The sequence below is a fragment of the Micromonospora sp. NPDC049559 genome, from assembly GCF_040676675.1.
GTDB lineage: Bacteria > Actinomycetota > Actinomycetes > Mycobacteriales > Micromonosporaceae > JBFAPK01.
The window spans coordinates 22,178-43,145 of sequence record NZ_JBFAPK010000022.1; the positions used below are offsets into that span (position 1 = coordinate 22,178).

Here is a 20,968-nt window from a genome sequence, read left to right on the forward strand (position 1 = left end):
GCAGGATCACGCAGGCGGAGGTCACTCCGCCCTTGACACCTCCGAGCCGGCGACCGTACCTTTTCAAGAAATTTGCCCGAAATGATCGTCCCCCTCCGGAGGCCACCCCGTGCGACCCTCCGTTCCTCGCCCGCGCGATCCGGGTACGCCCGACCGCGCCCCGGCGCCAGCGACCGTCGCCGAACCCGCCGAGGCGACCGCGGCGCGGCTCGCCCAGCTCGTACCGGCACCGGTCGAGGCGCGCCCGGTACCCGGCGTCCGCTACCTGCTCACCGCCGACGCGACGATCCGGACCAGCGCCGACGGCGACGCGCGGGCGGTCGGCGACCGGCTCGCCGAACTGCTGCGCCCGGCCACCGGATACCCGCTGCCGGTCGAGCCGACGGCCACCGCGCCGACCGGCGAACTCGCCCTCCTGCTCGGCCCGGCCACCTCGGCAGGGCCCGATGCCGGCGACGGGGCCGGCGCGGCGGACGGACCCGTGCCCGGCGGCGAGGGCTACCGGCTCGACGTGGGCGCCGGCGGCGTCCGACTGCGGGCCCGTACCGCCGCCGGGCTCTTCTACGGCGTGCAGACCCTGCGACAGCTCCTGCCGGCCGCGATCGAGAGCCGCACCGTGCGGCCGGGTCCGTGGGCGCTGCCGGGGGCCCGCGTCGTCGACCGGCCGCGCTTCGCCTACCGGGGCGCCATGCTCGACGTGGCCCGGCACTTCTTCCCCCCGGCGACCGTACGGCGCTTCGTCGACCACCTCGCCCGGTACAAGATCAACTATCTGCACCTGCATCTCACCGACGACCAGGGCTGGCGCATCGCGATCGACTCCTGGCCCCGCCTGGCGGGCGTCGGCGGGGCGACCGAGGTCGACGGCGGCCCCGGCGGCCACTACACCAAGGCGGAGTACGCCGACCTCGTCGCGTACGCCGCCGCGCGGCACATCACGGTCGTTCCGGAGATCGACCTGCCCGGGCACACCAACGCGGCGCTCACCGCCTACGGCGAGCTGGCGCCGGACGGGGTCGCGCCGCCGCCGTACACCGGCACCGACGTCGGCTTCAGCGCCGTCGCCGTGCACCGCGAGCGGACGTACGAGTTCGTGCGCGACGTGCTCGGGGAGGTCGCCGCGCTGACCCCCGGACCGTACCTGCACATCGGCGGCGACGAGGCGTTCACACTGCCCCCGGCCGAGTACGCGGTGGTGATGGAGCGGGTCCAGCGGATCGCCGCCGCCACCGGCAAGACCGTGCTGGGCTGGCACCAGATCGCCACCGTCGACCACCCCGGCGACCGGGTCGTGCAGTACTGGGGCACGAGCACCTCGGACGCCAACGTGACGGCGGCGGTACGCCAGGGCGCCCGGGTGCTCCTCTCCCCCGGCAACCGCAGCTACCTGGACATGAAGTACGGCGAGTCGACCCCGCTCGGCAAGGACTGGGCCGGCCTGGTCGAGGTCCGCACCGCGTACGACTGGGATCCCGGCGCCTACCTGGAGGGCGTACCGGCCTCGGCGGTGCTGGGCGTCGAGGCGCCACTGTGGACGGAGACGGTGGACTCGCTCGGCGACATCGAGTTCATGACCTTCCCGCGCCTGCCCGCCATCGCCGAGCTGGGCTGGTCGCCCGCGGCGGCGCTCGGCTGGGACGGGTTCCGGCGGCGACTGGCCGCGCACGGTCCGCGCTGGACGGTCGCGGGCATCGCCTTCCACCGGTCCCGGCAGGTGCCCTGGCCCGACCGGCCGACCCCGGCACCCGCGCAGGCCGGCTCCGCCGACGTGCCGGCCGGCTCGCCGACCCGCGTGGTCGGCCCGGTCGTCCCCGACGCCGCCGCGCGCGGCTCCGGCCCGGACCCCGACGACCTACCGGCCCCGCTCGGCTGACCCGCCCGGCTTGGGCGGCGCCGAGCGACCAGCGGCAGCGGCGGCGGCAGAGCGCCGGCGGCAGCGGCGCGCAGCGACCGGGGCCGGGCCGGGCGGCGCCGGCCGGGCGGGGGGCGGTGACGCCGGCAGGTCCGGCCGAGCGGCTCAGCCGCCGGAGTCGGCGACCTCGGCGCCCTCGGGCACCCCGTCGTCGTCGCGGTCGTCCAGCCAGTGCTCCGGCAGGACGACCCGGCCCGGCGAGTTCGTCCGCCCCCGGGGCTGGCCCAGCGTGCTGGTCGGGAACGGCTCGGCCGCGTCGAGCTTGCCGAGCAGGTCGTCCAGCTCGGCCAGGCCGCTCACCATCGCCAGCGAGCGGCGCACTTCGCTGCCGACCGGGAAGCCCTTGAGGTACCAGGCGACGTGCTTGCGGAAGTCGGTGCACCCGTCCCGCTCGCCGCCGAGCCAGTCGGTGAGCAGCTCGGCGTGCCGGCGCATCGTCGCCGCCACCTCGCCGAGCGCCGGCAGCCGCCGGTCGGGTCGGCCCTCGAACGCCGCCTCGAGGTCGGCGAAAAGCCACGGCCGCCCCAGGCAGCCCCGGCCGACCACCACGCCGTCCGCCCCGGTCTGCGCCATCATCCGCAGCGCGTCGTCGGCCTCCCAGACGTCGCCGTTGCCGAGCACCGGCACGTCCAGCGCCGCCTTGAGCGTGCCGATCGCGTCCCAGTCGGCCGCGCCGGAGTAGCGCTGGGCGGCCGTACGAGCGTGCAGGGCGACCGCCGCGACGCCGGCCTCCTGGGCGGCGAGCCCGGCCTCGACGTACGTCAGATGGTCGTCGTCGATGCCCTTGCGCATCTTCACGGTGACCGGCACCCCCGCCGGGGCCGCCGCGTCGACGGCGGCCTGGACGATCCGGGCGAAGAGCCGGCGCCGCCACGGCAGGGCCGCGCCGCCGCCCTTGCGGGTGACCTTCGGCACCGGGCAGCCGAAGTTCAGGTCGATGTGGTCGGCCAGGTCCTCGTCCACGACCATCCGTACCGCCGCCGCCACGACCTGCGGGTCGATGCCGTAGAGCTGGAGACTCCGGGGCCGCTCGTCGGCGCCGAACGCGATCATCCGCATGGTCTTCGGGTTCCGCTCGACCAGCGCCCGGGTGGTGATCATCTCGCAGACGTAGACCCCGCCGCCCTGTTCCCGGCAGAGCTGCCGAAAGGCGACATTCGTGATGCCCGCCATCGGCGCGAGCACCACCGGCGGCCAGACCTGGTGCCGCCCGAGCACGAGCGGGCGGACGGCGGGCGGGCGTACGGCGGTCGTTGTCACGCCTTCGAGTGTAGGGAGGGGCCCCTGGTCACCGTCCTGCGCGGCGGGCCCCTCCCGACACCTCAGCAGCCCGGGAGGCGCTCGATCAGGTAGCTCTCGACCCGGTCGAGGGAGATCCGCTCCTGGCTCATCGTGTCCCGGTCCCGGACCGTGACCGCGTTGTCCTCGAGCGTGTCGAAGTCGACGGTCACGCAGAACGGCGTACCGATCTCGTCCTGGCGGCGGTACCGGCGGCCGATCGCCTGGGAGTCGTCGAACTCGACCACCCAGCGCTTGCGCAGGGCAGCGGCGAGGTCCTTGGCCTTCGGCGAGAGGGCGGGGTTGCGGGAGAGCGGCAGGACCGCGACCTTCACCGGCGAGAGCCGCGGGTCGAAGCGCATGACCGTACGCTTGTCGACCCCGCCCTTGGTGTTCGGCGCCTCGTCCTCGTCGTACGCCTCCAGCAGGAAGGCCAGCACCGCCCGGGTGAGGCCGGCGGCCGGCTCGATCACGTACGGCACCCAACGCTCGCCGCGCTCCTGGTCGAAGTAGGAGAGGTCGACGCCCGAGTGCTTGCTGTGCGTGGTGAGGTCGAAGTCGGTCCGGTTGGCGATCCCCTCCAGCTCGGAGAACTCGGAGCCGCCGAACATGAAGCGGTACTCGATGTCCACGGTGCGCTTCGAGTAGTGGGACAGCTTCTCCCGCGGGTGCTCGTACAGCCGCAGGTTCGACTCGCGCAGGCCCAGGTCGAGGTACCAGTTCCAGCGCTCCCGCAGCCAGTACTCGTGCCACTGCTCGTCGGAGCCCGGCTCGACGAAGAACTCCATCTCCATCTGCTCGAACTCACGGGTACGGAAGATGAAGTTGCCCGGGGTGATCTCGTTACGGAACGACTTGCCGACCTGGGCGATGCCGAACGGCGGCTTCTTGCGCGCCGCGGTGGCCACGTTGTTGTAGTTGACGAAGATGCCCTGCGCCGTCTCGGGGCGCAGGTAGTGCAGCCCCTCGTCGCTCTCCACCGGGCCGAGGTAGGTCTTCATCAGCCCGTTGAACATCCGCGGCTCGGTGAACGAGCCCTTGGCGCCGCAGTTGGGGCAGTTGATCTCGGTCAGCCCGGCCGGCGGACGGCCGTGCCGGGCCTCGTACTCCTCTTCCAGGTGGTCGGAGCGGAACCGCTTGTGGCACGACTGGCACTCGGTCAGCGGGTCCACGAACGCGTCGAGGTGCCCGGAGGCGGCCCAGACGTCCCGCGCCAGGATCACCGCGGAGTCGAGTCCGACGACGTCGTCGCGCTGCTGGACCATGGTCTTCCACCACTGCCGGCGGACGTTCTCCTTCAGCTCCACGCCCAGCGGACCGTAGTCCCAGGCCGAGCGGGTGCCTCCGTAGATCTCACTGGAGGGGAAGACGAAGCCTCGCCGTTTCGCGAGGTTCACCAGGGCGTCGATGCGGTCGGCTGGCATGGTCTCCTCCTACGCCGGCTGGTTGTCGGCGGGGACTGGTCGGTGGGGATGGCGCCGGGGAGGGCGAGGGCTTCCGCGCCGATTCCGGCTGGCAAAGATTACCCCTGTTCACCGGAGGTGGTTTCACCCGACACCGCAGACCTCCAGGGTGCCGGTCCGGCCGTCCTGCACCAGGGTGACCTCTTCGAGTTCCTGCCCGCCACCGGTGAAGGTGACGTCGACGGGGACCACGACCTCGGCGCCGACCCGGGCGTCCTGCACCCGGTACGAGGCGATCTCGGGCTCGGCCGAGATCCGCCGTTCGAACTCCGACGGCGACTCGCGGACCTGCTGGTCCTCGCAGAGCAGGCCGTACGCCTTGTTGTAGTTCTTGGTCCGGAGCGCCGAGAAGTAGTCGCCCGTCACCGCGCGCGCCTGCTCGTTGACCGCCTGACTGCCCGCGATCACCAGGCCCACCAGCGCCGCCCCGCCACCGCCGCAGCAGAGCAGGACGGCCAGCGCGCCCGCGCCGAGCCCGAGCCAGAGCCGCAGCGAGCGGCCCTCGGTGGGCGGGGCCGCGAACGGCGGCGCGACTCCGGGTCCCGGCGGCGGTGGCGGCGGTCCGCCCGCGCCGACCTGACCGCCCGCCTCGCCGTGCTGCCCCGGGAACGCGGGGTACGGGGACGGCGGCCCGGGCGGTCCGGAAATGGTCATGACGGCAAGGGTAGTGCCCGCCACTGGGAAGCCCGCTCCGGCGACCAGGTGTGTCGACGCCCCGGCGCCGCGACCCATGGAGATCCGCACAAGGAGATCCGGCAAGGAGATCCGCACAAATTCAGGGAAAGAGTCCCTATCCAGCGCGCTTTAGCCACTCTTTCCCTGAATTAGCGCCCTCGCCCCACTGAAGCGAGCCGCCCCACTGAAGCGAGGGCCAACAGCCCAGCGAGTCGCGCCGCCGCCCGCAGGCGCCACCAAGCGCAAGGAGCGAAGCGACTGAAGCGACTGGCGCCTACAGGGCGGCCCCTCAGGCGCGCGAGCCGCCCGAACGAAGCGAGGGCCAGAGACTCAAGCCCGGTCGCTGGTGTGGGCCACGATCGGGCCCTGGGGTTCGGCGGTGGCGAGCGCCTCGTACGCGGACGGCTCGTTGAGCGACTCGGCGAGCAGCGGGGTGGCGTGCACCTTGACGTCGAAGGCGCCGAGCGCCCGGCGGTAGGTGCCGACCGACTCCCACTCGGTCAGCAGCACCCAGTGCTCCGGGTCGTCCAGCGCCCGGAGCAGTTCGCCGCGCCGGTAGCCGGGGCAGGCGGCCAGGGCGGCGAGGGCGGCGTGCGCGCGCCCGGTGAAGGACTCGGCGGCGTCCTCGCCGACCACGAACCGGTTGCTGACGAGCACCACGGACCTCCTCGTAGAGTCTGTGGGATGCAGCGTACGCAGCACCCAATGCTGGTCCGGCTCGGCCGGGTCAACCCGCTCGCGGCCTTCCTCGCCACGCTGGTACTGATGCTGGTCGCCCTCTTCGCCCCGGGTGTCGTCGGCGGGGTGCTCCTGTTGGCGCTGGCCCTGGCCCTGGGGGCGCTGTTGGCGCGGACCTGGCCCGTGCAGCCGCCGGCGACCCGGCTGCTCCGTGCGCTGATCCTGACGGCGCTGGTCGCCGCCGCGCTCGTGAAGATCCTCTAGGCCCGACTTGTGGATCATGGCACGTCGCTTTGATCACATGCACGCATGCGTTTTTGACAATCATTCTCATGTTCGCGGAGAGTGGGAGCCATGATGATCCGGTCCCGCCCCGCCGCCGCGCTCGCCGCCGGCGCCCTGCTCGCCCTCGCCGGCGCGGCGGGCTGCTCCGCCACGGTCCAGGACGACCCGGGCCGGGTCGACGTCGTCGCCGCCTTCTATCCGCTCCAGTACGTCGCCGAGCGGGTCGGCGGGGACGCCGTACGGGTGGTGAACCTGGTCAAGCCCGGCGCCGAGCCGCACGACCTGGAGCTCAACCCCGGCCAGGTGGCCGAGGTCAGCGGCGCCGAGCTGGTGATCTACCTCAAGGGGTTCCAGCCCGCGGTGGACGAGGCCGTCGAGCAGAACGCCGGTGACCGGGTGTTCGACGCGGCGACCGTGCAGCCGCTGGCGGACGCGACCGGGGGCAACCACGCGGGCGAGCCCGCCGCCGACGGCGAGGAGCACGCCGCCGAGAAGTCCGGCGCGGCCAAGGACCCGCACGTCTGGCTCGACCCGACGCGGCTCGCGACGATCGCCGATCGCTTCGCCGAGCGGCTCGGCAAGGCCGACCCGCAGCGCGCCGCCGACTACACGGCGCGGGCCCGTACGCTCCGCGCCGACCTGGAGGGCCTGGACCGGGAGTACCAGCAGGGCCTGCGCGACTGCCAGCGCCGGGACCTCGTGACCAGCCACACCGCCTTCGGATATCTGGCCGACCGCTACCACCTGAGCCAGATCGGCATCTCCGGGGTGACCCCGGAGGACGAGCCCTCGCCGCAGCGCCTCGCCGAGGTCGCCAGGGCCGCGCGGGAGCACGGCGCCACCACGATCTTCTTCGAGACCCTGGTCAGCCCGAAGGTCGCCGAGACCATCGCCCGCGAGGTCGGCGCGAAGACGGCGGTACTCGACCCGATCGAGGGCCTGCAACCCGGCACCGACGGGGACTACGTTTCGGTGATGCGCACGAACCTGACCGCCCTCAAAACCGCGTTGAGCTGTACGTGACACCTTCGAACGACTCCGTGATCTCCGTCCGGCACGGGGCGGTCGCCTACGACGGCCGCCCCGTGCTCCGCGACGTCTCCCTGACCGTGACCGCCGGCGAGGTGATCGCCGTGCTCGGGGCCAACGGCTCGGGCAAGTCCACCCTGATCCGGGCCATCCTCGGCCTGGTACCGCTCGCCGGCGGCTCGGTGGAGCTCTTCGGCACCCCGCTGCGACCGCGCTCCCGGGCGCTGCGCCGGCAGTGGGCGCGGATCGGGTACGTGCCGCAGCGGCTCGGCGCCGGCAGCGGCGTACCGGCCACCGTGGCCGAGGTGGTCGGCTCCGGCCGGCTCGCCCGCCGGGGCATCCTGCGCCCGCCCGGCGCCGCCGACCGGGAGGCCGTGACGGCGGCCCTGCGCGCCGTGGGACTCGCCGACCGGGCGGCCGACCCGGTCGCCACCCTCTCCGGCGGGCAGCAGCAGCGGACCCTCATCGCCCGGGCGCTGGCCGGCCAGCCGGAGCTGCTGGTCCTCGACGAGCCGACGGCCGGCGTCGACGCGAACAGCCAGGAGGCGTTCGCCGACGCGCTACGCGGTTTCATCTCCGGCGGCGGTACCGTGCTGCTCGTCGCGCACGAACTCGGTCCGCTCGCCTCGCTGATCAGCCGCTGTGTCGTCGTGCACGAGGGGCGGATCGCGCACGAGGGCGGCGTACCGCGACCGGCCGGCCACCACGCGGAGCCCGGCCACGACCACGTCCATCCGCACGGACCGGGCGACGAGCCGGTGGGGTTGTGCAGCTGATGAGCCTCTTCCAGTACGACTTCATGATCCGCGCGCTGGTCGGCGCGCTGGTGATCGGGCTGACCGCCCCGGCGCTCGGCGTCTACCTGGTGCAGCGCCGGCTCTCTCTGATCGGCGACGGGGTCGGGCACGTGGCGCTGACCGGCGTCGGCGTCGGCCTGCTCCTGGACCGCTCCCCCGTGATCACCGCCGTGATCGTCTCGGCGCTCGGCGCGGTCGCCATCGAGCTGATCCGCGAACGCGGGCGCACCTCCGGCGACCTGGCGCTGGCGCTGCTCTTCTACGGCGGCATCGCCGGCGGCGTGATGCTGGTCGGCCTGTCGCACAACAGCAGCAACGCCAACCTCATGGCGTACCTCTTCGGGTCGCTGACCACGACGTCGCCGGCGGACCTCGTGGTGATCGTGGTGCTCGCGCTGGTGGTGCTGGTCGCCATGATCGCGCTGCGGCCGGCGCTCTTCGCGATCTGCCACGACGAGGAGTACGCCCGGGTCTCCGGCCTGCCGGTGCGCGCGCTGAACCTGCTGCTCGCGGTGACCACCGCGGTGACCGTGACGATCGCCATGCGGGCGGTCGGGCTGCTGCTGATCAGCGCCTTGATGGTGGTGCCGGTCGCCACCGCGCAGCAGCTGACCAGGGGCTTCCTCAGCACGATGGCCGCGGCGATGGGGCTCGGCCTGCTCGCCTCGGGCTCCGGGGTGTGGCTGGCCGGCACGGTCAACACCGCGCTGGGGGCCACCATCGTGGTGCTCGCGATCGCGATGTTCCTGGCCGTGGCCGTGGCCGCCGCGGCGCGCCGGGCGCTGCGGCGGCCCGCGGTACCGGCACCGGCGGCGGCCGAGGTCCATCCGCCCGAGGTGGTGCTGGAGCGATGATCACCGGGCCGGCCGGCAACTGTTAACTAGAATTGGTTACCGTTACAGAGTGACGACAACGAACGGCTACGATGCCTACCAGGGCGCCGGAGAACTGCTCCGCGCACTGTCGGCGCCGATCCGGGTCGCCATCGTCACCGAACTGGCCGCCGGCGAGCGCTGCGTGCACGAGTTGGTCGAGAAGCTCGGCGCGCCGCAACCGCTCGTCTCCCAGCACCTGCGCGTGCTCCGGGGTGCCGGCATCGTCCGTGGCTCCCGGCGCGGCCGGGAGATCGCGTACGCCCTGGTGGACGAGCACATCGCGCACATCGTCGCCGACGCGGTGAGCCACGCCGGCGAGGCCGACGGCCGGGACCGGTAGCGGCGATACCCGGTCGGCGGCCGGAGTTCGGTACCGTCGGTGGGCCGGACGGGTCGGCAGGTCGAGCGGAGCCCGCGCGCGGGCCGGAGCCGCCACGGGCACAGCGAGGAGATGAGATGGCACCTTCGGAGAGCACCGCGGTCCGCAACACCCGGCAGCGCAGCGCCGTCAGCTGCTTGCTGGGCGAGGTGGACGGCTTCCACAGCGCCCAGGACCTGCACTCGATGCTGCGGGAGCGGGGCGAACGGGTGGGGCTGACCACCGTCTACCGCACGCTCCAGGGGCTCGCCGACTCCGGTGAGGTCGACGTGATGCGGATGCCCGGCGGCGAGCACCTCTACCGCCGGTGCAGCCGGGGGCACCACCACCACCTGGTCTGCCGGGTCTGCGGCCGTACGGTCGAGGTCGAGGGACCGGCGGTCGAGTCGTGGGCCGAGCGGGTCGCCGCCCAGCACGGGTACGTCGGCGTCAGCCACACCATGGAGATCTTCGGTACCTGCCCCTCCTGCGCCGCCTGACCACCGCGCCGCCGCGAACGCCAGCCGCGCCCGCGTGGGCCTGCCGGACGGCCCCCACCGTGCGACGCTGGGCGGCGTGAAGATTTACGCGGACCGTTCCCCCACCGCCGCCCGCCAGTTCCTCACCGACCTGCTCGTCGTCGCCTGGGTCTACTTCTCGATCCGGGGCGCGATATGGCTGCACGACCTGGTCCAGAAGCTCGCCGTACCCGGGCGCAAGCTGGAGGGTGCCGGCGCCGGGCTCGCCGACAACCTCGCCGACGCCGGGAGCAAGGTGGGCCGGGTACCGCTCGTCGGCCGGGACCTGACCGGCCCGTTCGAGCAGGCCGCCGCGGCGGCCCGTTCGGTCGCCGACGCCGGTCACGACCAGCAGCAGCTGGTCGGCCAGCTCGCCCTGGCGCTCTCGCTGGCCGCGCTGGCGTTCCCGATCGGCCTGGTGCTCTTCGGCTGGCTGCCGCTGCGGGTGCGCTGGATCCGGCGGGCGAGCGCCGCGGCGGCACTGCGCTCGGCGCCGGCCGGCCGGGACCTGCTGGCCCTGCGGGCGCTGGCCACCCAGCCGCTGCGCAAGCTGACCCTGCTCGGGCCGGACGTGGCCGAGGCGTGGCGCCGGGGCGACGAGCGGACCACGGAGGCCCTCGCCGCGCTGGAACTGCGCGGACTCGGGCTGCTCCCGCGCAGGTGACGGCCCCGTCGACCGGTAAGGTCGACGGGTGCCATTCGTTCTCGGGATCGTCGGTCTGCTCCTGTTGGCCTACGCGGCGGGCCTGCTCTGGATGGTCCGCCGGGGTCGGAAGATCCCGCCGGCGGCCTATCTCGGGGTGGTCGGACTCAACGGGGTCCTGATCGCCGCGCTGCTGGCGTGGGCCGTCGCGAGGTGACCCGCCCGCCGGTCGGGCCGGCCCCGGCTCAGGGCGACGGGATGCGCCGGCGCACGTCCTCGACGGTCGACGGACCGGGCTCCCAGGCGGCGACCCAGGCCGCGTCTGATTCCGGGGTCACCACCCCCTCCTCGAGGAAGGCGTAGCGGCCCGCGAGGACGCGCCGGGCCGCCGCGGCCTCGACCGAGTCCGTGTTCTCCCACAGCTCGCGGAAGAGCGTCTCCGCCCGCAGCCGGGCCTGCCGGCTGAAGAGGTCGGCCAGCTCCACTCCCTCCGGCCGGGACTCGCGCTCGGCCCGGGCCCGTACGCAGACCGCGGAGATCGCGAAGAGCTCCGCGCCGATGTCGACGATCCGGCCCAGGAAGCCCTGCCTGCGCTCCAGGCGCCCCTGCCAGCGGGACATCCCGTAGAAGGTGGAGCGGGCCAGCTTGCGGCTGGCGCGCTCGACGTACCGCAGGTGGCCGGCGAGCGGGCCGAACTCGGCGTACCCGGTGGGGGTCTGACCGCGACCGACGGCCAGGGTCGGCAGCCACTTCGCGTAGAAGGCGCCGGCGCGCGCCCCGGCCCGCGCCTTGCGGGCCAGGCCGGCCTCCGGGTCGATGATGTCACCGGCGACGGAGAGGTGCGCGTCGACCGCCTCCCGCGCGATCAGCAGGTGCATGATCTCGGTGGAGCCCTCAAAGATGCGGTTGATCCGCAGGTCGCGGAGGATCTGTTCGACGGCGACCGGCCGTTCGCCCCGGGCCGCCAGCGACTCCGCGGTCTCGTAGCCGCGCCCGCCGCGGATCTGGACCAGCTCGTCCGCGATCCGCCAGGCCATCTCGCTCGCGTACAGCTTGATCAGCGCCGCCTCGATCCGGATGTCGTTGCGCTCGTCGTCGGCGAGCAGGCAGCAGAGGTCGAGCATCGCCTCCATGCCGTACGTGGTCGCGGCGACGAAGGCGATCTTCTTCGCCACCGCCTCGTGCTCGCCGACCGGCCGCCCCCACTGGACCCGGTCGGCGGCCCACTCGCGGGCCACGTTCAGCGACCACTTCCCGGCGCCGACGCACATCGCCGGCAACGAGAGCCGACCGGTGTTCAGGGTGGTCAGGGCGATCCGCAGGCCGCGGCCCTCGCCGCCGATGACGTTCTCCTTCGGTACGAAGACGTCGTGGAACCGGGTCAGGCTGTTCTCCAGGCCGCGCAGGCCGAGGAAGGCGTTGCGCCGCTCGACGGTGATGCCCGGCGAGTCGGCCTCGACCACGAACGCCGTGATGCCCCCGCGCCGCCCCTCGCCGGCCGGCACCCGGGCCATCACCACCAGCAGGTTCGCCACGCTGCCGTTGGTGGCCCAGAGCTTCACCCCGTTGAGGCGGTAGCCGGTGCCGTCCTCGGTGGGCTCGGCCGTGGTGGCCAGCCGCGCCGGGTCGGAGCCGACGTCCGGCTCGGTGAGCAGGAAGGCGGAGACCTCCCCCGCGGCGAGCCGGGGCAGGAACGCGCGCTTCTGCTCCTCGGTGCCGAAGAGCTTCAGTGGCTGCGGTACGCCGATCGACTGGTGCGCCGAGAGCAGGGCGCTGATCGCGGGGCTGACCGAGCCGACGAGCATCAGCGCCCGGCAGTAGTGGAGGTTGGTCAGGCCGAGGCCGCCGTACTTCTTGTCGATCTTCATGCCGAAGGCGCCGAGCCGGGCCAGCCCGTGGAAGACCTCGTCCGGAATGGACGCCTCCCGCTCGATGCGCTCCCCGTCCACCTCCCGGCGGACGTACGCGTCGAGCCGGCCGAGGAACTCCTCGGCCTCGGCCGTCCGGTCCGGATCGGGGCGCGGCCAGGGGTCGATCAGGTCGAGCCGGAATCGGCCGAGGAAGAGTTCCTTGCCGAAGCTCGGCTTGCCCCATTCGGATTCCCGGGCCGCCTCGGCGACCTGGCGGGCCTCGCGCTCGGAGACCTGGCCGGCCTCCCTGGGTAGCGGGCCGACGCCGTCCGGCTCGCCCGCGGCGGGGCGACTGTCCTGGGTGGTGGTCATGGCAAACCCCCTTGACCTGGGTACGGCTACGCGGAGGTGACCGTCACCGGCCACCGTACCCCGGCTTGTTACCCAGCAGTAGTGTCAGCTATCCGCGACGGCCACAGGGGCGCCGGACGGGTACCCGCCCGCTACCATCCGGCGCGTGGTCACGTCGTCGATCGGCTGCTACTCGTGCACGCAGAACGAGCGGTTCGACACGCTACCCGTACGCGAGCGGGTGGGCGCGGACGAGCACTGGCGGGTGGCGCACGCCTTCGACACCGCCCTGCCCGGCTGGCTGGTGCTGGTCCCGCGCCGGCATGTGACGGCGGTCGCCGACCTCACCGACGCCGAGGCGGCCACCCTCGGCCCGTGGCAGGTACGGCTCTCCCGGGCTCTGCGCGAGGTCACCGGCTGCGTCAAGACGTACGTGGCCCAGTTCGCCGAGGCCGAGGGCTTCGCCCACGTCCATTTCCACGTGATCCCGAGGATGGCCGACCTGCCAGCCGGGCGGCGCGGTCCGCGCATCTTCGACCTGCTGGGCTCCGGCGAGCCGGCGCCGGACGACCGGATCGCGACGGTGGCGGCGGCGCTTTCGGCCCGCCTCGCGGAGACCCGGTAGCCGGGTCGCCCGGCTACCGGAGACCCGGTGGCGGTAGTTCGGGCGCCTGGCTCATCCCCAGACCCGGCGCCTCGCGGCCGTGCGGGCGCCCGGCCTCGTCGTACCCCGGCGCCCGTGGCGGGTCATTCGCCCGGCGCGACCGGGGTGTCCTCGTCCTCGTCGTCGTCGTCGGTCCAGCGCCGGGCCCGGGCGAGCGGCAGTCCGGCCCAGTAGGTCAGGAACCAGAGCCCGGTCAGTCCGCTCAGGACAGCGGCCACCGCGCGCGGCAGGATGAAGTCGGTGACCAGCAGCACCGAGCTGACCATCGAGATCAGCATGAAGGCGAGGCCGCCGCTGGCGACGCTGTGCGAGTACTTGACCAACTCGGGCTTGCGCCCCTGACGGAACAGGGCGCGGTGGAACGCCACCGGCGAAATGATCAGAGCCGTGGCCGCGGCGGCGCTCAGCAGCGCCACCACGTAGACGTCCTTCTGGAACTCGGTGACCTTCGGGAAGCCGTTGCTGAAGGGAAGGGTGAGCAGGAAGGCGAAGAGGATCTGGACCCCCGTCTGCGCCACCCGCAACTCCTGCAACAGGTCGCTGAAGTTGCGCTGCCACCGCTGCTTCTCCGTCTCCCGGGACACTCCGGGCCACCTCCGGTCCGCCGTCGTTTCCGGCGATGTTTGCCCCCCGCCCACTCCCGCGAAACGCGAAATCCACTCGGCCGGACCCGGGAAAATGGGCTTGAGTCTCCAGCCGCTGGAAGGTCGACGCTGATCTCGTGAACGACCGCAGACCCCTGTTCACCATCGGACAGCTCGCCGCGCGCACCGGCCTGCCGGTACGCACCATTCGGTTCTGGTCCGACAGCGGCCTCGTGCCGCCGGCGGGACGCTCCGCCGGCGGGTACCGCCTCTACGACACCGAGGCGGTCGCCCGCCTGGACCTGCTGCGGACCCTGCGCGAGCTGGGTCTGGATCTCGGCGCCGTGCGGGAGATCCTCACCCGGCAGAGCACGGTCGGCGATGTCGCCCGGGCGCACGTACGGGCACTGGACGCCCGGATCCGCGCTCTGCAGGTCCAGCGGGCGGTACTGCGGTCGGTCGCGCAACGGAACAGCACGACCGAGGAGTTGAGACTCATGCACGATTTGGCCCGCCTCTCCGCCGAGGAGCGGCAGCGGATGATCGACGATTTCGTGGACCGCGCGTTCGAGGGGATCGACCCGCAGGCACCGGGGGCCCGGATCGCCCAGGGGATGCGGCAGCTGCCGGCCGAGCTGCCGGCGGATCCGGCGCCCGAGCAGGTGGACGCCTGGCTGGAACTCGCCGAGCTGGTCGGCGACCCGAGCTTCGCCGACCGGGTACGCCAGATGGCGCTGGCCGGCGCCGCCGCGCCGGCGGACGCCGGCCAGGGGGGATACGAGCCGTCGGCCGTGCTCGAACACGCCGGACCGGCGGTGGCGGACGGGGTCGACCCCCGCTCGCCCGAGGGACGGGCGGTGCTGGACCGGATCGTGGACCCGGGCCTGCCGGCTGCCGAGCGGGACCGCCTCGCCGACCAGGTGGAGACGTTCACCGACCGCCGGGTGGAGCGGTACTGGCAGCTCGTCGGGGTGCTCAACGGCCGCCCACCGTTCCCGTCCCAGGTTCCCGTCTTCGAGTGGTTCGTCGCCGCGCTGCGCGCCCACGCGTAGCGGACCCGGTTCCCGGGGCTCGCCCGTAGCGAGCCGGGCCCGGGCCGTGTCCCGGGCGGCGACCGTGGGTCGCGGGGCGGTCGCACGCCGTCCCGCGACCTTCGCCCTGTCGGCCCACGGAAGCCCCCGTGATGCCGGTGCCGTGGGTGTCGGCCCTGGCTGCCGACGAGGGCGGCGAACGAAACGGTCCGGCGGTCCGGTAAGATATGGACCGCTGGTCCATTTGTGTACGGGGGTGTGGCGGTGGCCGAACGGGCGGATGCTGTCCGTAACCGTGCCGCGGTACTGAGCGCCGCGGAAGCGCTGTTCCAGCGCGAGGATCTGGACCACGTCAGCCTCGCCCGCATCGCCGAGGCGGCCGGCGTCGGCAAGGCCACGGTCGTGCGCCGCTTCGGCGACCTGCTGGGCCTGGTCGGCGCGCTCATCGCGCCGCGCGTCACCGCCCTCCAGGACCGCGTGCGATCCGGAGAACCCCCGCTCGGGCCCGGCGGAGACCCCGTCGTACGCCTGCACGTCTATCTCGACGCGCTGTTCGACTTCGTCCTGGAGAACCGCAGGCTCATCCGCGCGCTGGAGCAGTACGGGCCGTACGCCTACTACGCCAATCCCGCCAGCCAGTTCTGGATCGACGAACTCGCCGACCGGATCCACGCGGCACGGCCGACGGTCGACGCCGGGTACCTCGCCCACGCCGTCTTCACCGCGCTCCGCGCCGATGTCGTCGACTACCTCCGCGAGCACCGGCACATGGACACCGACCGGATCCGCGCGGGCGTACACGCCCTCGCCGACCCGCCGGACCCCACGCCCGGGCCACCCCTACCCGGGCGATCCTGACGAGGAAAGAGAACAGACATGGCAGAGACGATGAACCTCGCCCTCGGCGCGATGCGCTTCGGCAGCCAGGTGCCCGAGCGGACCGCGTTCGAGCTGCTCGACCGGTACGTCGACGCGGGCGGCACGCTGATCGACACGGCGAACTGCTACGCGTTCTGGGCCGACCCGGACGGTGCCGGCGGCCACAGCGAACGGGTGATCGGCGAATGGCTGGCCCGGCGTCCCGGTCTCCGTGACCGGGTGCGGCTCAGCACGAAGCTGGGCGCCCAGCCGGTCGGCCCGGGCACCTGGCCGGACAACCGGGAAGGGCTCTCGGCCCAGGCGATCAAGACGGCGGTCGAGGGCAGTCTCCAGCGTCTGCGTACCGATCGGCTCGACCTGCTCTGGACGCACATGGAGGACCGGTCGGTGCCGCTGGAGGAGACCGGGCAGGCGCTGGCGGAGCTCGTCACGTCCGGAGCCGTCGACAGGCTCGGCGCGTCCAACCACGCCCTCTGGCGGGTGGAGCGCGCTCGCGGCGTCGCCAGGACGAACGGATGGCCGGGCTACACCGCGTTGCAGCTGCGGCACTCGTACGTCAGCCCGCGCCCGGGCGCGCCCGTTCCCGACCAGAGCCACCGCTTCGGCTGGGTGACGGACGACGTGCTCGACTACGTCAGCTCGGATGGCGAACTCGTCCTCTGGGCGTACACCCCGCTGCTCAACGGCGCCTACACCCGCGACGACCGGCCGCTGCCCGAGGCGTACGACCATCCGGGCACGGCCCGGCGGCTGGCCATGCTCGCCGAGGTCGCCGACGAACTGGGCGTCACCCGCAACCAGGTCGTGCTCGCCTGGCTGACCGGGGGCGTCCCCGCGGTGACGCCGATCGTCGGAGTCAGCGGCGTCGCCCAGCTAGAGGAGGCCCTGGCGGGTGCCGCCCTGGTGCTCCCGGAGGCGCTACGCGCGCGGCTGGACGCGGCCGCGTGAACCCGGTCCGACGGCTCGGCAACGACGGTCCCGCGGATTGGAGTGGATGATGAAGGCAGTGGTCTTCTTCGAGTACGGCGACACCGACGTACTGCGGCTGGCGGAGCTGCCGGCGCCGGAGCCCGGCCCCGGCGAGGTCCGGATCGAGGTACGGGCGGCCGGTGTCAATCCGATCGACTGGAAGATCCGCAGCGGCGCCCTGGCCGAGGTGATGCCGGTACCGCTGCCGGCGGTGCCCGGAGTGGACGTGGCCGGCGTGGTCGACCGCGTCGGGCCGGACGTGGTCGACGTCGAGCCCGGTGACGAGGTGTTCGGCAAGGCGACCTCGGGCAGCTACGCCCAGCTGGCCCTCGCCAGGCGCGACGCCATCGCCCGTAAGCCCGCCCCGCTCTCCTGGGAGCTGGCGGCGGCCCTGCCGGTGGCCGCCACCACGGCCCACCACGCCCTCGCCCACCTGCGCCTGTCGCCGGGCGACACGATCGTGGTCGACGGTGCGGCAGGCGGCGTCGGGACGGTGGCCGTGCAGCTCGCCACGCGGCGCGGGGCAACCGTGATCGGCACCGCCAGCCCGCGCAACCACGACTACCTGCGGTCCATCGGCGCCGTACCCGTCACCTACGGGGACGGCCTCGCCGAGCGGGTACGGCGGGTCGCGCCCGACGGTGTGGCCGCCGCGCTGGACGCCTCGGGGCGCGGTTCGCTACCCGCCCTGGTCGAGCTGACCGGCGACCGGGACCAGGTCGTCACCATCGCCGACCCCAGCGCCGCGGACCTCGGCGTGCGCTACCTCTACGACGAACCACGCGAGATGCCGCGCATTCTCGCCGAAGCGGCCGCGATGGTCGTCGCCGGCAACCTCACCATGCCCGTCGCCGGCACGTACCCCATGGCCGACGCCGCCGACGCGCACCGCGACAGCCAGGCCGGACACGTACGCGGGAAGATCGTCCTCGCCGCGATGTAGCCGGCGGCGGCCGTCGCCGGCCGGCTCGGGCGAGCGCCGGCGGGTGTCCCGGCGTTCCGGCGTTCCAGGCGATCGCCGGCGGGAGTCACGTCGTTCCCGGGCGACCGCGCTGCCTTGTCACGCGTCGAGGCGGGCTGCCCGGACGGTGAGGTGCCGCCGCTCGGGCAGGCTCGTCGCCCGGCGGGCCGCGGCCCGGTAGTCCGCCGCGGCCTCGGCCCGCCGGTCGGCCAGCTCCAGCAGGTGGGCCCGGGTGGCGAGCAGCCGGTGGTGACGGGCCATCCGGTTGTCGGACTCCAGCGTGGCGAGCAGCTCCAGCCCGGCGGCCGGCCCGCGCACCATCGCCACGGCGACCGCCCGGTTGAGGGTCACCATCGGGTTGGGCGCGATCCGCTCCAGCAGGTCGTACAGGCCGAGGATCTGCGGCCAGTCCGTGGCCGTCACGTCCTCCGCCTCGTCGTGGACCGCGGCGATCGCCGCCTGCAACTGGTACGGCCCGACGCGCCCCTGGCGCAGCGCGCCGCCCACCAGTTCGACCCCCTCGGCGATGCGCTCCCGGTCCCAGCGGCTCCGGTCCTGCTCGGCCAGCGGCACGAGGCTCCCGTCCGGCCGGGTGCGCGCCGCCCGTCGGGCGTCGGTCAGCAGCATGAGGGCGAGCAGCCCGGCCACCTCCGGGTCGTCCGGCAGCAGGCGTCGCAGCCAGCGGGTGAGCCGGATCGCCTCGTCGGAGAGGGCGGGCGCGGTGAGGTCCGGGCCGCCGCTGGCGGTGTAGCCCTCGTTGAAGATCAGGTACAGCACGTGCAGGACGACGCCTACCCGCTCGGCCCGCTTCGGCCCCGTCGGCGCCTCGAACGACATCCCGGCGGCCCGGATGCTCTGCTTGGCCCGGCTGATCCGCTGGGCCATCGTCGCCTCGGGCACCAGGAACGCCGCGGCGATCTGCGCGGTGCTCAGGCCGCCGACCGCGCGCAGCGTCAGCGCGATCTGGCTGGGCGCGGAGAGCGCCGGATGGCAGCAGAGGAAGAGCAGCGCCAGCGAGTCGTCCCGGTCGGTACCCGGATCGGCGTCGGCCGGGCCGCCGAGCAGCTCCGCCTGGGGTGTCGCCGCCGCCAACTGCTGCTCGCGGCGGCGGCGGGACAGCTCGCTGCGTATCTGGTCGAGCAACCGGCGGACGGCGACGGTGATCAACCAGCCTCGGGGGTTCTCCGGAATCCCCTCCGCCCGCCAGCGCAGGGCCGCCGCCAGCAGCGCCTCCTGGGTGGCGTCCTCGCACTGGTCGAACTGCCCGTACCGGCGCACGAGCACGGCGAGGACCTGCGGCGCGAGTTCGCGCAGCAGGTCCTCCGCCCGGTGGTCCTGACTCACTGCTCCGTCGGGGATTCGTGCAGGATGGGCCAGAGCTCGACCGGGTCCGAGTCGGCGAAGGGCATGTCCGCCGCGATCGCCAGGGCCCGCTCCTCGTTCTCGCAGTCCAGCAGGTAGAAGCTGGCCATGTACTCCTTCGTCTCCAGGTACGGCCCGTCGGTCACGGCCGGAGCGCCCTCGCCGGTACGCCGTACCAGCTTGGCGGCGACGGCGTCGGCCAGCCCGTACGCGCCGAGCAGCTCGCCGCTGTCGCGGTACTTCCGGTTGAACGCCTCCTGCCGGGCGACCGCCTCGGGCCACGCGTCGGCCGGGAACGAGTCCCACTTCTCCTGGTTGCCGTAGATCATCAGCAGGTACTTCACATCGTCCTCCCTCGCCTGCCGCGCGCCCCCGCCGGCGCGCCGTCACCCTCGGGTCGGAGCGCCCGGCGCGTCCTCGACATCCGCCGGCGGAATTTTTCCAGGAAATCTCGCCGGCAGATTTTCGCCGGCCGCCTGTCGAGACCGCCGGTCGGGCTCCGACCACATGGCGAGCAGAGCCACGAAGCCGAGGAGGAGTCCGATGACCCAGAGCACCGCCACCACGCTCGCGATCCGGCCGGCCGGATCGCTCCACCGCCTGCCGGTATGGCTGGTCAGCGCGCTGGCCGGCCTGGCCGCCGCCGTCACGACCGAACTGTACGGGCTGGTCGCCCGCTCCGTCGGCATCCCGATGTACGCGGGCAACGTCGGCGCCGACCACGCGGAGCCGATCACCGTTGGCATGTTCGCGATGGGAACGGTGATCTCCACGTTCTGGGGCACCGTGCTGGCGGTGGCGCTCGCCCGCTGGGCGCTCCGCCCCGCCCGGACGTACCTGCGCGCCACCCTCGCGCTCACGCTGCTCTCGCTGGTCGGGCCGCTCGCCGCCGGCGACACCGCCTGGTCGACCCGGCTGATGCTCGCCCTGGCGCACCTGGTGGCCGCGGCGCTCGTGATCCCGGCCGTGACCCGGCGGCTGGAGTCCGCCCCGGGTCGCGCCGGCCGAGGCTGAATCCGACGCGAACCGGTCGTGGTCCGGCGCGGCGAGGTCAGGAGCCGCGCCGGATCCGCCCCGTGTAGCGGGCCTCCAGTTCGTTGTTGTGGGCGTCGCCGGCCGGGATGTTCGCCGACAGGTAGACCGGCGGCGTCTCCCCCGCCGCCACCAGCCGGGCCACCACCTCCACCACGATCTGCTGGGCCAGCAGCGCGGCCGTGATCGACGAGACCGCGCCGACCGCGCCTCCGCCGGGCAGCGGCAGGGCGGCGTCCCCGTACGGCGCGCCGTTGTCCAGCACCACGTCGGCGATGTCCGAGAGCTTGCGCCCGGACGGGTGGCGCGAGTCGACCCGGGACGAGTGCTCCCGCGAGGTGATCGCGATCAGCCCGTGTCCCCGCTCCTTCACGAGCAGCGCGAACTCGACCATGGCCCCGTTGACGCCGGAGTTCGAGGCCAGCACGAAGACGTCCTGCGGCCGTACCGGTACGAGTTCGAAGAGCCGGTGCGCCACGGTGGGGTCGCGTTCCAGCATCGGGCCGAGCAGGCTGGCCGGTTCCCCGCCGTGCAGCACCAGGTCCCGCAGCGCGACGCGGTTGGTCGGTACCAGGCCGCCGGCCCGCCCGGCGATCTCCATCGCCAGCGCCTCCGAATGCCCGGTACCGAAGGCATGGATCACGCCGTCCGACCGCAGCGCGGTCGTGATCAGGTCGGCCGCCCGGCCCACCTCGTCCCGCGCGCCGGCGGCGACCCGCCGCATCGTCTCGACCGCGACCGCGAGGTAGCCCTCGGCGCTCAACGTCATGTCTC

Annotated in this window: 24 protein-coding genes; 15 read left to right on the plus strand and 9 right to left on the minus strand. The window is 73.5% G+C overall.

Features of this window, described 5'->3' with window-relative positions; all coding sequences use genetic code 11:
• The first annotated feature begins 109 nt into the window (after positions 1-109).
• A complete protein-coding gene (locus AB0J86_RS22615) occupies positions 110-1,873 on the plus strand; it encodes a beta-N-acetylhexosaminidase (RefSeq protein ID WP_363859567.1) in 1,764 nt (587 codons plus the stop codon).
• Between the two features lie 144 nt (positions 1,874-2,017).
• Here AB0J86_RS22615 and dusB read toward each other — a convergent pair whose 3' ends face one another.
• The 4 genes from dusB to AB0J86_RS22635 all read right to left on the minus strand — a co-directional run bounded on the left by dusB (position 2,018) and on the right by AB0J86_RS22635 (position 5,985).
• Entirely contained in the window at positions 2,018-3,172 is a 1,155-nt protein-coding gene (gene dusB / locus AB0J86_RS22620) for a tRNA dihydrouridine synthase DusB (protein ID WP_363859568.1), read from the minus strand.
• Between the two features lie 62 nt (positions 3,173-3,234).
• Positions 3,235-4,614, minus strand: a complete 1,380-nt coding sequence (locus AB0J86_RS22625; RefSeq protein ID WP_363859569.1) for a glycine--tRNA ligase — start codon at positions 4,612-4,614, stop codon at positions 3,235-3,237.
• A gap of 123 nt (positions 4,615-4,737) precedes the next feature.
• The gene (locus AB0J86_RS22630) at positions 4,738-5,307 is read right to left on the minus strand and encodes a hypothetical protein (RefSeq protein ID WP_363859570.1); all 570 of its coding nucleotides are present in this window, start codon (positions 5,305-5,307) and stop codon (positions 4,738-4,740) included.
• A 351-nt stretch (positions 5,308-5,658) separates the two neighbouring features.
• Entirely contained in the window at positions 5,659-5,985 is a 327-nt protein-coding gene (locus tag AB0J86_RS22635; protein ID WP_363859571.1) for an antibiotic biosynthesis monooxygenase, read from the minus strand.
• Positions 5,986-6,012: 27 nt separating this feature from the next.
• On the opposite strand from AB0J86_RS22635, the gene AB0J86_RS22640 reads away from it, so the two are divergent.
• From AB0J86_RS22640 to AB0J86_RS22675, 8 genes are all read left to right on the plus strand, one after another.
• Complete coding sequence (locus AB0J86_RS22640) at positions 6,013-6,270, plus strand: hypothetical protein (RefSeq protein WP_363859572.1); 258 nt, start codon at positions 6,013-6,015, stop codon at positions 6,268-6,270.
• 90 nt (positions 6,271-6,360) lie between these two features.
• On the plus strand, positions 6,361-7,314 hold the full coding sequence (locus AB0J86_RS22645) for a metal ABC transporter substrate-binding protein (protein ID WP_363859573.1): 954 nt from the start codon (positions 6,361-6,363) through the stop codon (positions 7,312-7,314).
• The gene (locus AB0J86_RS22650; RefSeq protein WP_363859574.1) at positions 7,311-8,096 is read left to right on the plus strand and encodes an ATP-binding cassette domain-containing protein; all 786 of its coding nucleotides are present in this window, start codon (positions 7,311-7,313) and stop codon (positions 8,094-8,096) included. Before AB0J86_RS22645 ends, AB0J86_RS22650 begins: the two co-directional genes overlap by 4 nt.
• Complete coding sequence (locus AB0J86_RS22655; protein ID WP_363859575.1) at positions 8,096-8,971, plus strand: metal ABC transporter permease; 876 nt, start codon at positions 8,096-8,098, stop codon at positions 8,969-8,971. Before AB0J86_RS22650 ends, AB0J86_RS22655 begins: the two co-directional genes overlap by 1 nt.
• A 49-nt stretch (positions 8,972-9,020) precedes the next feature.
• Complete coding sequence (locus AB0J86_RS22660; protein ID WP_363859576.1) at positions 9,021-9,332, plus strand: metalloregulator ArsR/SmtB family transcription factor; 312 nt, start codon at positions 9,021-9,023, stop codon at positions 9,330-9,332.
• Between the two features lie 116 nt (positions 9,333-9,448).
• Entirely contained in the window at positions 9,449-9,850 is a 402-nt protein-coding gene (locus tag AB0J86_RS22665; protein ID WP_363859577.1) for a transcriptional repressor, read from the plus strand.
• A gap of 76 nt (positions 9,851-9,926) precedes the next feature.
• Entirely contained in the window at positions 9,927-10,532 is a 606-nt protein-coding gene (locus AB0J86_RS22670; RefSeq protein ID WP_363859578.1) for a hypothetical protein, read from the plus strand.
• Between the two features lie 28 nt (positions 10,533-10,560).
• Entirely contained in the window at positions 10,561-10,728 is a 168-nt protein-coding gene (locus AB0J86_RS22675) for a hypothetical protein (protein WP_363859579.1), read from the plus strand.
• 28 nt (positions 10,729-10,756) lie between these two features.
• On the opposite strand, the gene AB0J86_RS22680 is transcribed toward AB0J86_RS22675, so the two are convergent.
• The gene (locus AB0J86_RS22680; protein ID WP_363859580.1) at positions 10,757-12,733 is read right to left on the minus strand and encodes an acyl-CoA dehydrogenase family protein; all 1,977 of its coding nucleotides are present in this window, start codon (positions 12,731-12,733) and stop codon (positions 10,757-10,759) included.
• Between the two features lie 145 nt (positions 12,734-12,878).
• Between AB0J86_RS22680 and AB0J86_RS22685 the strand changes: the two genes are divergently transcribed.
• Entirely contained in the window at positions 12,879-13,337 is a 459-nt protein-coding gene (locus AB0J86_RS22685; protein WP_363859581.1) for an HIT family protein, read from the plus strand.
• A gap of 122 nt (positions 13,338-13,459) precedes the next feature.
• Here the strand turns inward: AB0J86_RS22685 and AB0J86_RS22690 are convergent, their stop codons facing one another.
• Positions 13,460-13,960, minus strand: a complete 501-nt coding sequence (locus AB0J86_RS22690; protein ID WP_363859582.1) for a DUF6328 family protein — start codon at positions 13,958-13,960, stop codon at positions 13,460-13,462.
• Between the two features lie 137 nt (positions 13,961-14,097).
• Between AB0J86_RS22690 and AB0J86_RS22695 the strand changes: the two genes are divergently transcribed.
• The 4 genes from AB0J86_RS22695 to AB0J86_RS22710 all read left to right on the plus strand — a co-directional run bounded on the left by AB0J86_RS22695 (position 14,098) and on the right by AB0J86_RS22710 (position 17,782).
• Positions 14,098-15,012 (plus strand): MerR family transcriptional regulator, encoded by a 915-nt coding sequence (locus AB0J86_RS22695; RefSeq protein ID WP_363859583.1) that lies wholly within the window; start codon positions 14,098-14,100, stop codon positions 15,010-15,012.
• A gap of 243 nt (positions 15,013-15,255) precedes the next feature.
• Entirely contained in the window at positions 15,256-15,849 is a 594-nt protein-coding gene (locus tag AB0J86_RS22700) for a helix-turn-helix domain-containing protein (protein ID WP_363859584.1), read from the plus strand.
• 18 nt (positions 15,850-15,867) lie between these two features.
• Positions 15,868-16,818 carry an aldo/keto reductase gene (locus AB0J86_RS22705; protein WP_363859585.1) on the plus strand — a complete coding sequence of 317 codons (951 nt, stop codon included), beginning with the start codon at positions 15,868-15,870 and terminating at the stop codon, positions 16,816-16,818.
• Positions 16,819-16,867: 49 nt separating this feature from the next.
• Entirely contained in the window at positions 16,868-17,782 is a 915-nt protein-coding gene (locus tag AB0J86_RS22710) for an NADP-dependent oxidoreductase (protein ID WP_363859677.1), read from the plus strand.
• A 117-nt stretch (positions 17,783-17,899) separates the two neighbouring features.
• On the opposite strand, the gene AB0J86_RS22715 is transcribed toward AB0J86_RS22710, so the two are convergent.
• Together AB0J86_RS22715 and AB0J86_RS22720 are read right to left on the minus strand one after the other, a co-directional pair.
• Positions 17,900-19,144, minus strand: coding sequence for a DUF6596 domain-containing protein (locus AB0J86_RS22715; RefSeq protein WP_363859586.1), 1,245 nt, complete (start codon positions 19,142-19,144; stop codon positions 17,900-17,902).
• A complete protein-coding gene (locus tag AB0J86_RS22720) occupies positions 19,141-19,506 on the minus strand; it encodes a YciI family protein (RefSeq protein ID WP_363859587.1) in 366 nt (121 codons plus the stop codon). The genes AB0J86_RS22715 and AB0J86_RS22720 overlap by 4 nt, the downstream gene beginning before the upstream one ends.
• A 199-nt stretch (positions 19,507-19,705) precedes the next feature.
• Here AB0J86_RS22720 and AB0J86_RS22725 point away from each other — a divergent pair, with 199 nt between their 5' ends.
• Entirely contained in the window at positions 19,706-20,176 is a 471-nt protein-coding gene (locus AB0J86_RS22725; RefSeq protein ID WP_363859588.1) for a DUF6069 family protein, read from the plus strand.
• Between the two features lie 37 nt (positions 20,177-20,213).
• On the opposite strand, the gene AB0J86_RS22730 is transcribed toward AB0J86_RS22725, so the two are convergent.
• Entirely contained in the window at positions 20,214-20,963 is a 750-nt protein-coding gene (locus AB0J86_RS22730) for an SIS domain-containing protein (protein WP_363859678.1), read from the minus strand.
• Positions 20,964-20,968: the final 5 nt, after the last annotated feature.

Excerpts from the sequence above, each read along its gene's own strand:
- AB0J86_RS22625 (WP_363859569.1), bottom strand. The coding sequence starts at position 4,614 with ATGCCAGCCGACCGCATCGACGCCCTGGTGAACCTCGCGAAACGGCGA.
- AB0J86_RS22630 (WP_363859570.1), bottom strand. The coding sequence starts at position 5,307 with ATGACCATTTCCGGACCGCCCGGGCCGCCGTCCCCGTACCCCGCGTTC.
- AB0J86_RS22640 (WP_363859572.1), top strand. The coding sequence starts at position 6,013 with ATGCAGCGTACGCAGCACCCAATGCTGGTCCGGCTCGGCCGGGTCAAC.
- AB0J86_RS22645 (WP_363859573.1), top strand. The coding sequence starts at position 6,361 with ATGATGATCCGGTCCCGCCCCGCCGCCGCGCTCGCCGCCGGCGCCCTG.
- AB0J86_RS22655 (WP_363859575.1), top strand. The coding sequence starts at position 8,096 with ATGAGCCTCTTCCAGTACGACTTCATGATCCGCGCGCTGGTCGGCGCG.
- AB0J86_RS22665 (WP_363859577.1), top strand. The coding sequence starts at position 9,449 with ATGGCACCTTCGGAGAGCACCGCGGTCCGCAACACCCGGCAGCGCAGC.
- AB0J86_RS22680 (WP_363859580.1), bottom strand. The coding sequence starts at position 12,733 with ATGACCACCACCCAGGACAGTCGCCCCGCCGCGGGCGAGCCGGACGGC.
- AB0J86_RS22705 (WP_363859585.1), top strand. The coding sequence starts at position 15,868 with ATGGCAGAGACGATGAACCTCGCCCTCGGCGCGATGCGCTTCGGCAGC.
- AB0J86_RS22710 (WP_363859677.1), top strand. The coding sequence starts at position 16,868 with ATGAAGGCAGTGGTCTTCTTCGAGTACGGCGACACCGACGTACTGCGG.
- AB0J86_RS22725 (WP_363859588.1), top strand. The coding sequence starts at position 19,706 with ATGACCCAGAGCACCGCCACCACGCTCGCGATCCGGCCGGCCGGATCG.
- AB0J86_RS22730 (WP_363859678.1), bottom strand. The coding sequence starts at position 20,963 with ATGACGTTGAGCGCCGAGGGCTACCTCGCGGTCGCGGTCGAGACGATG.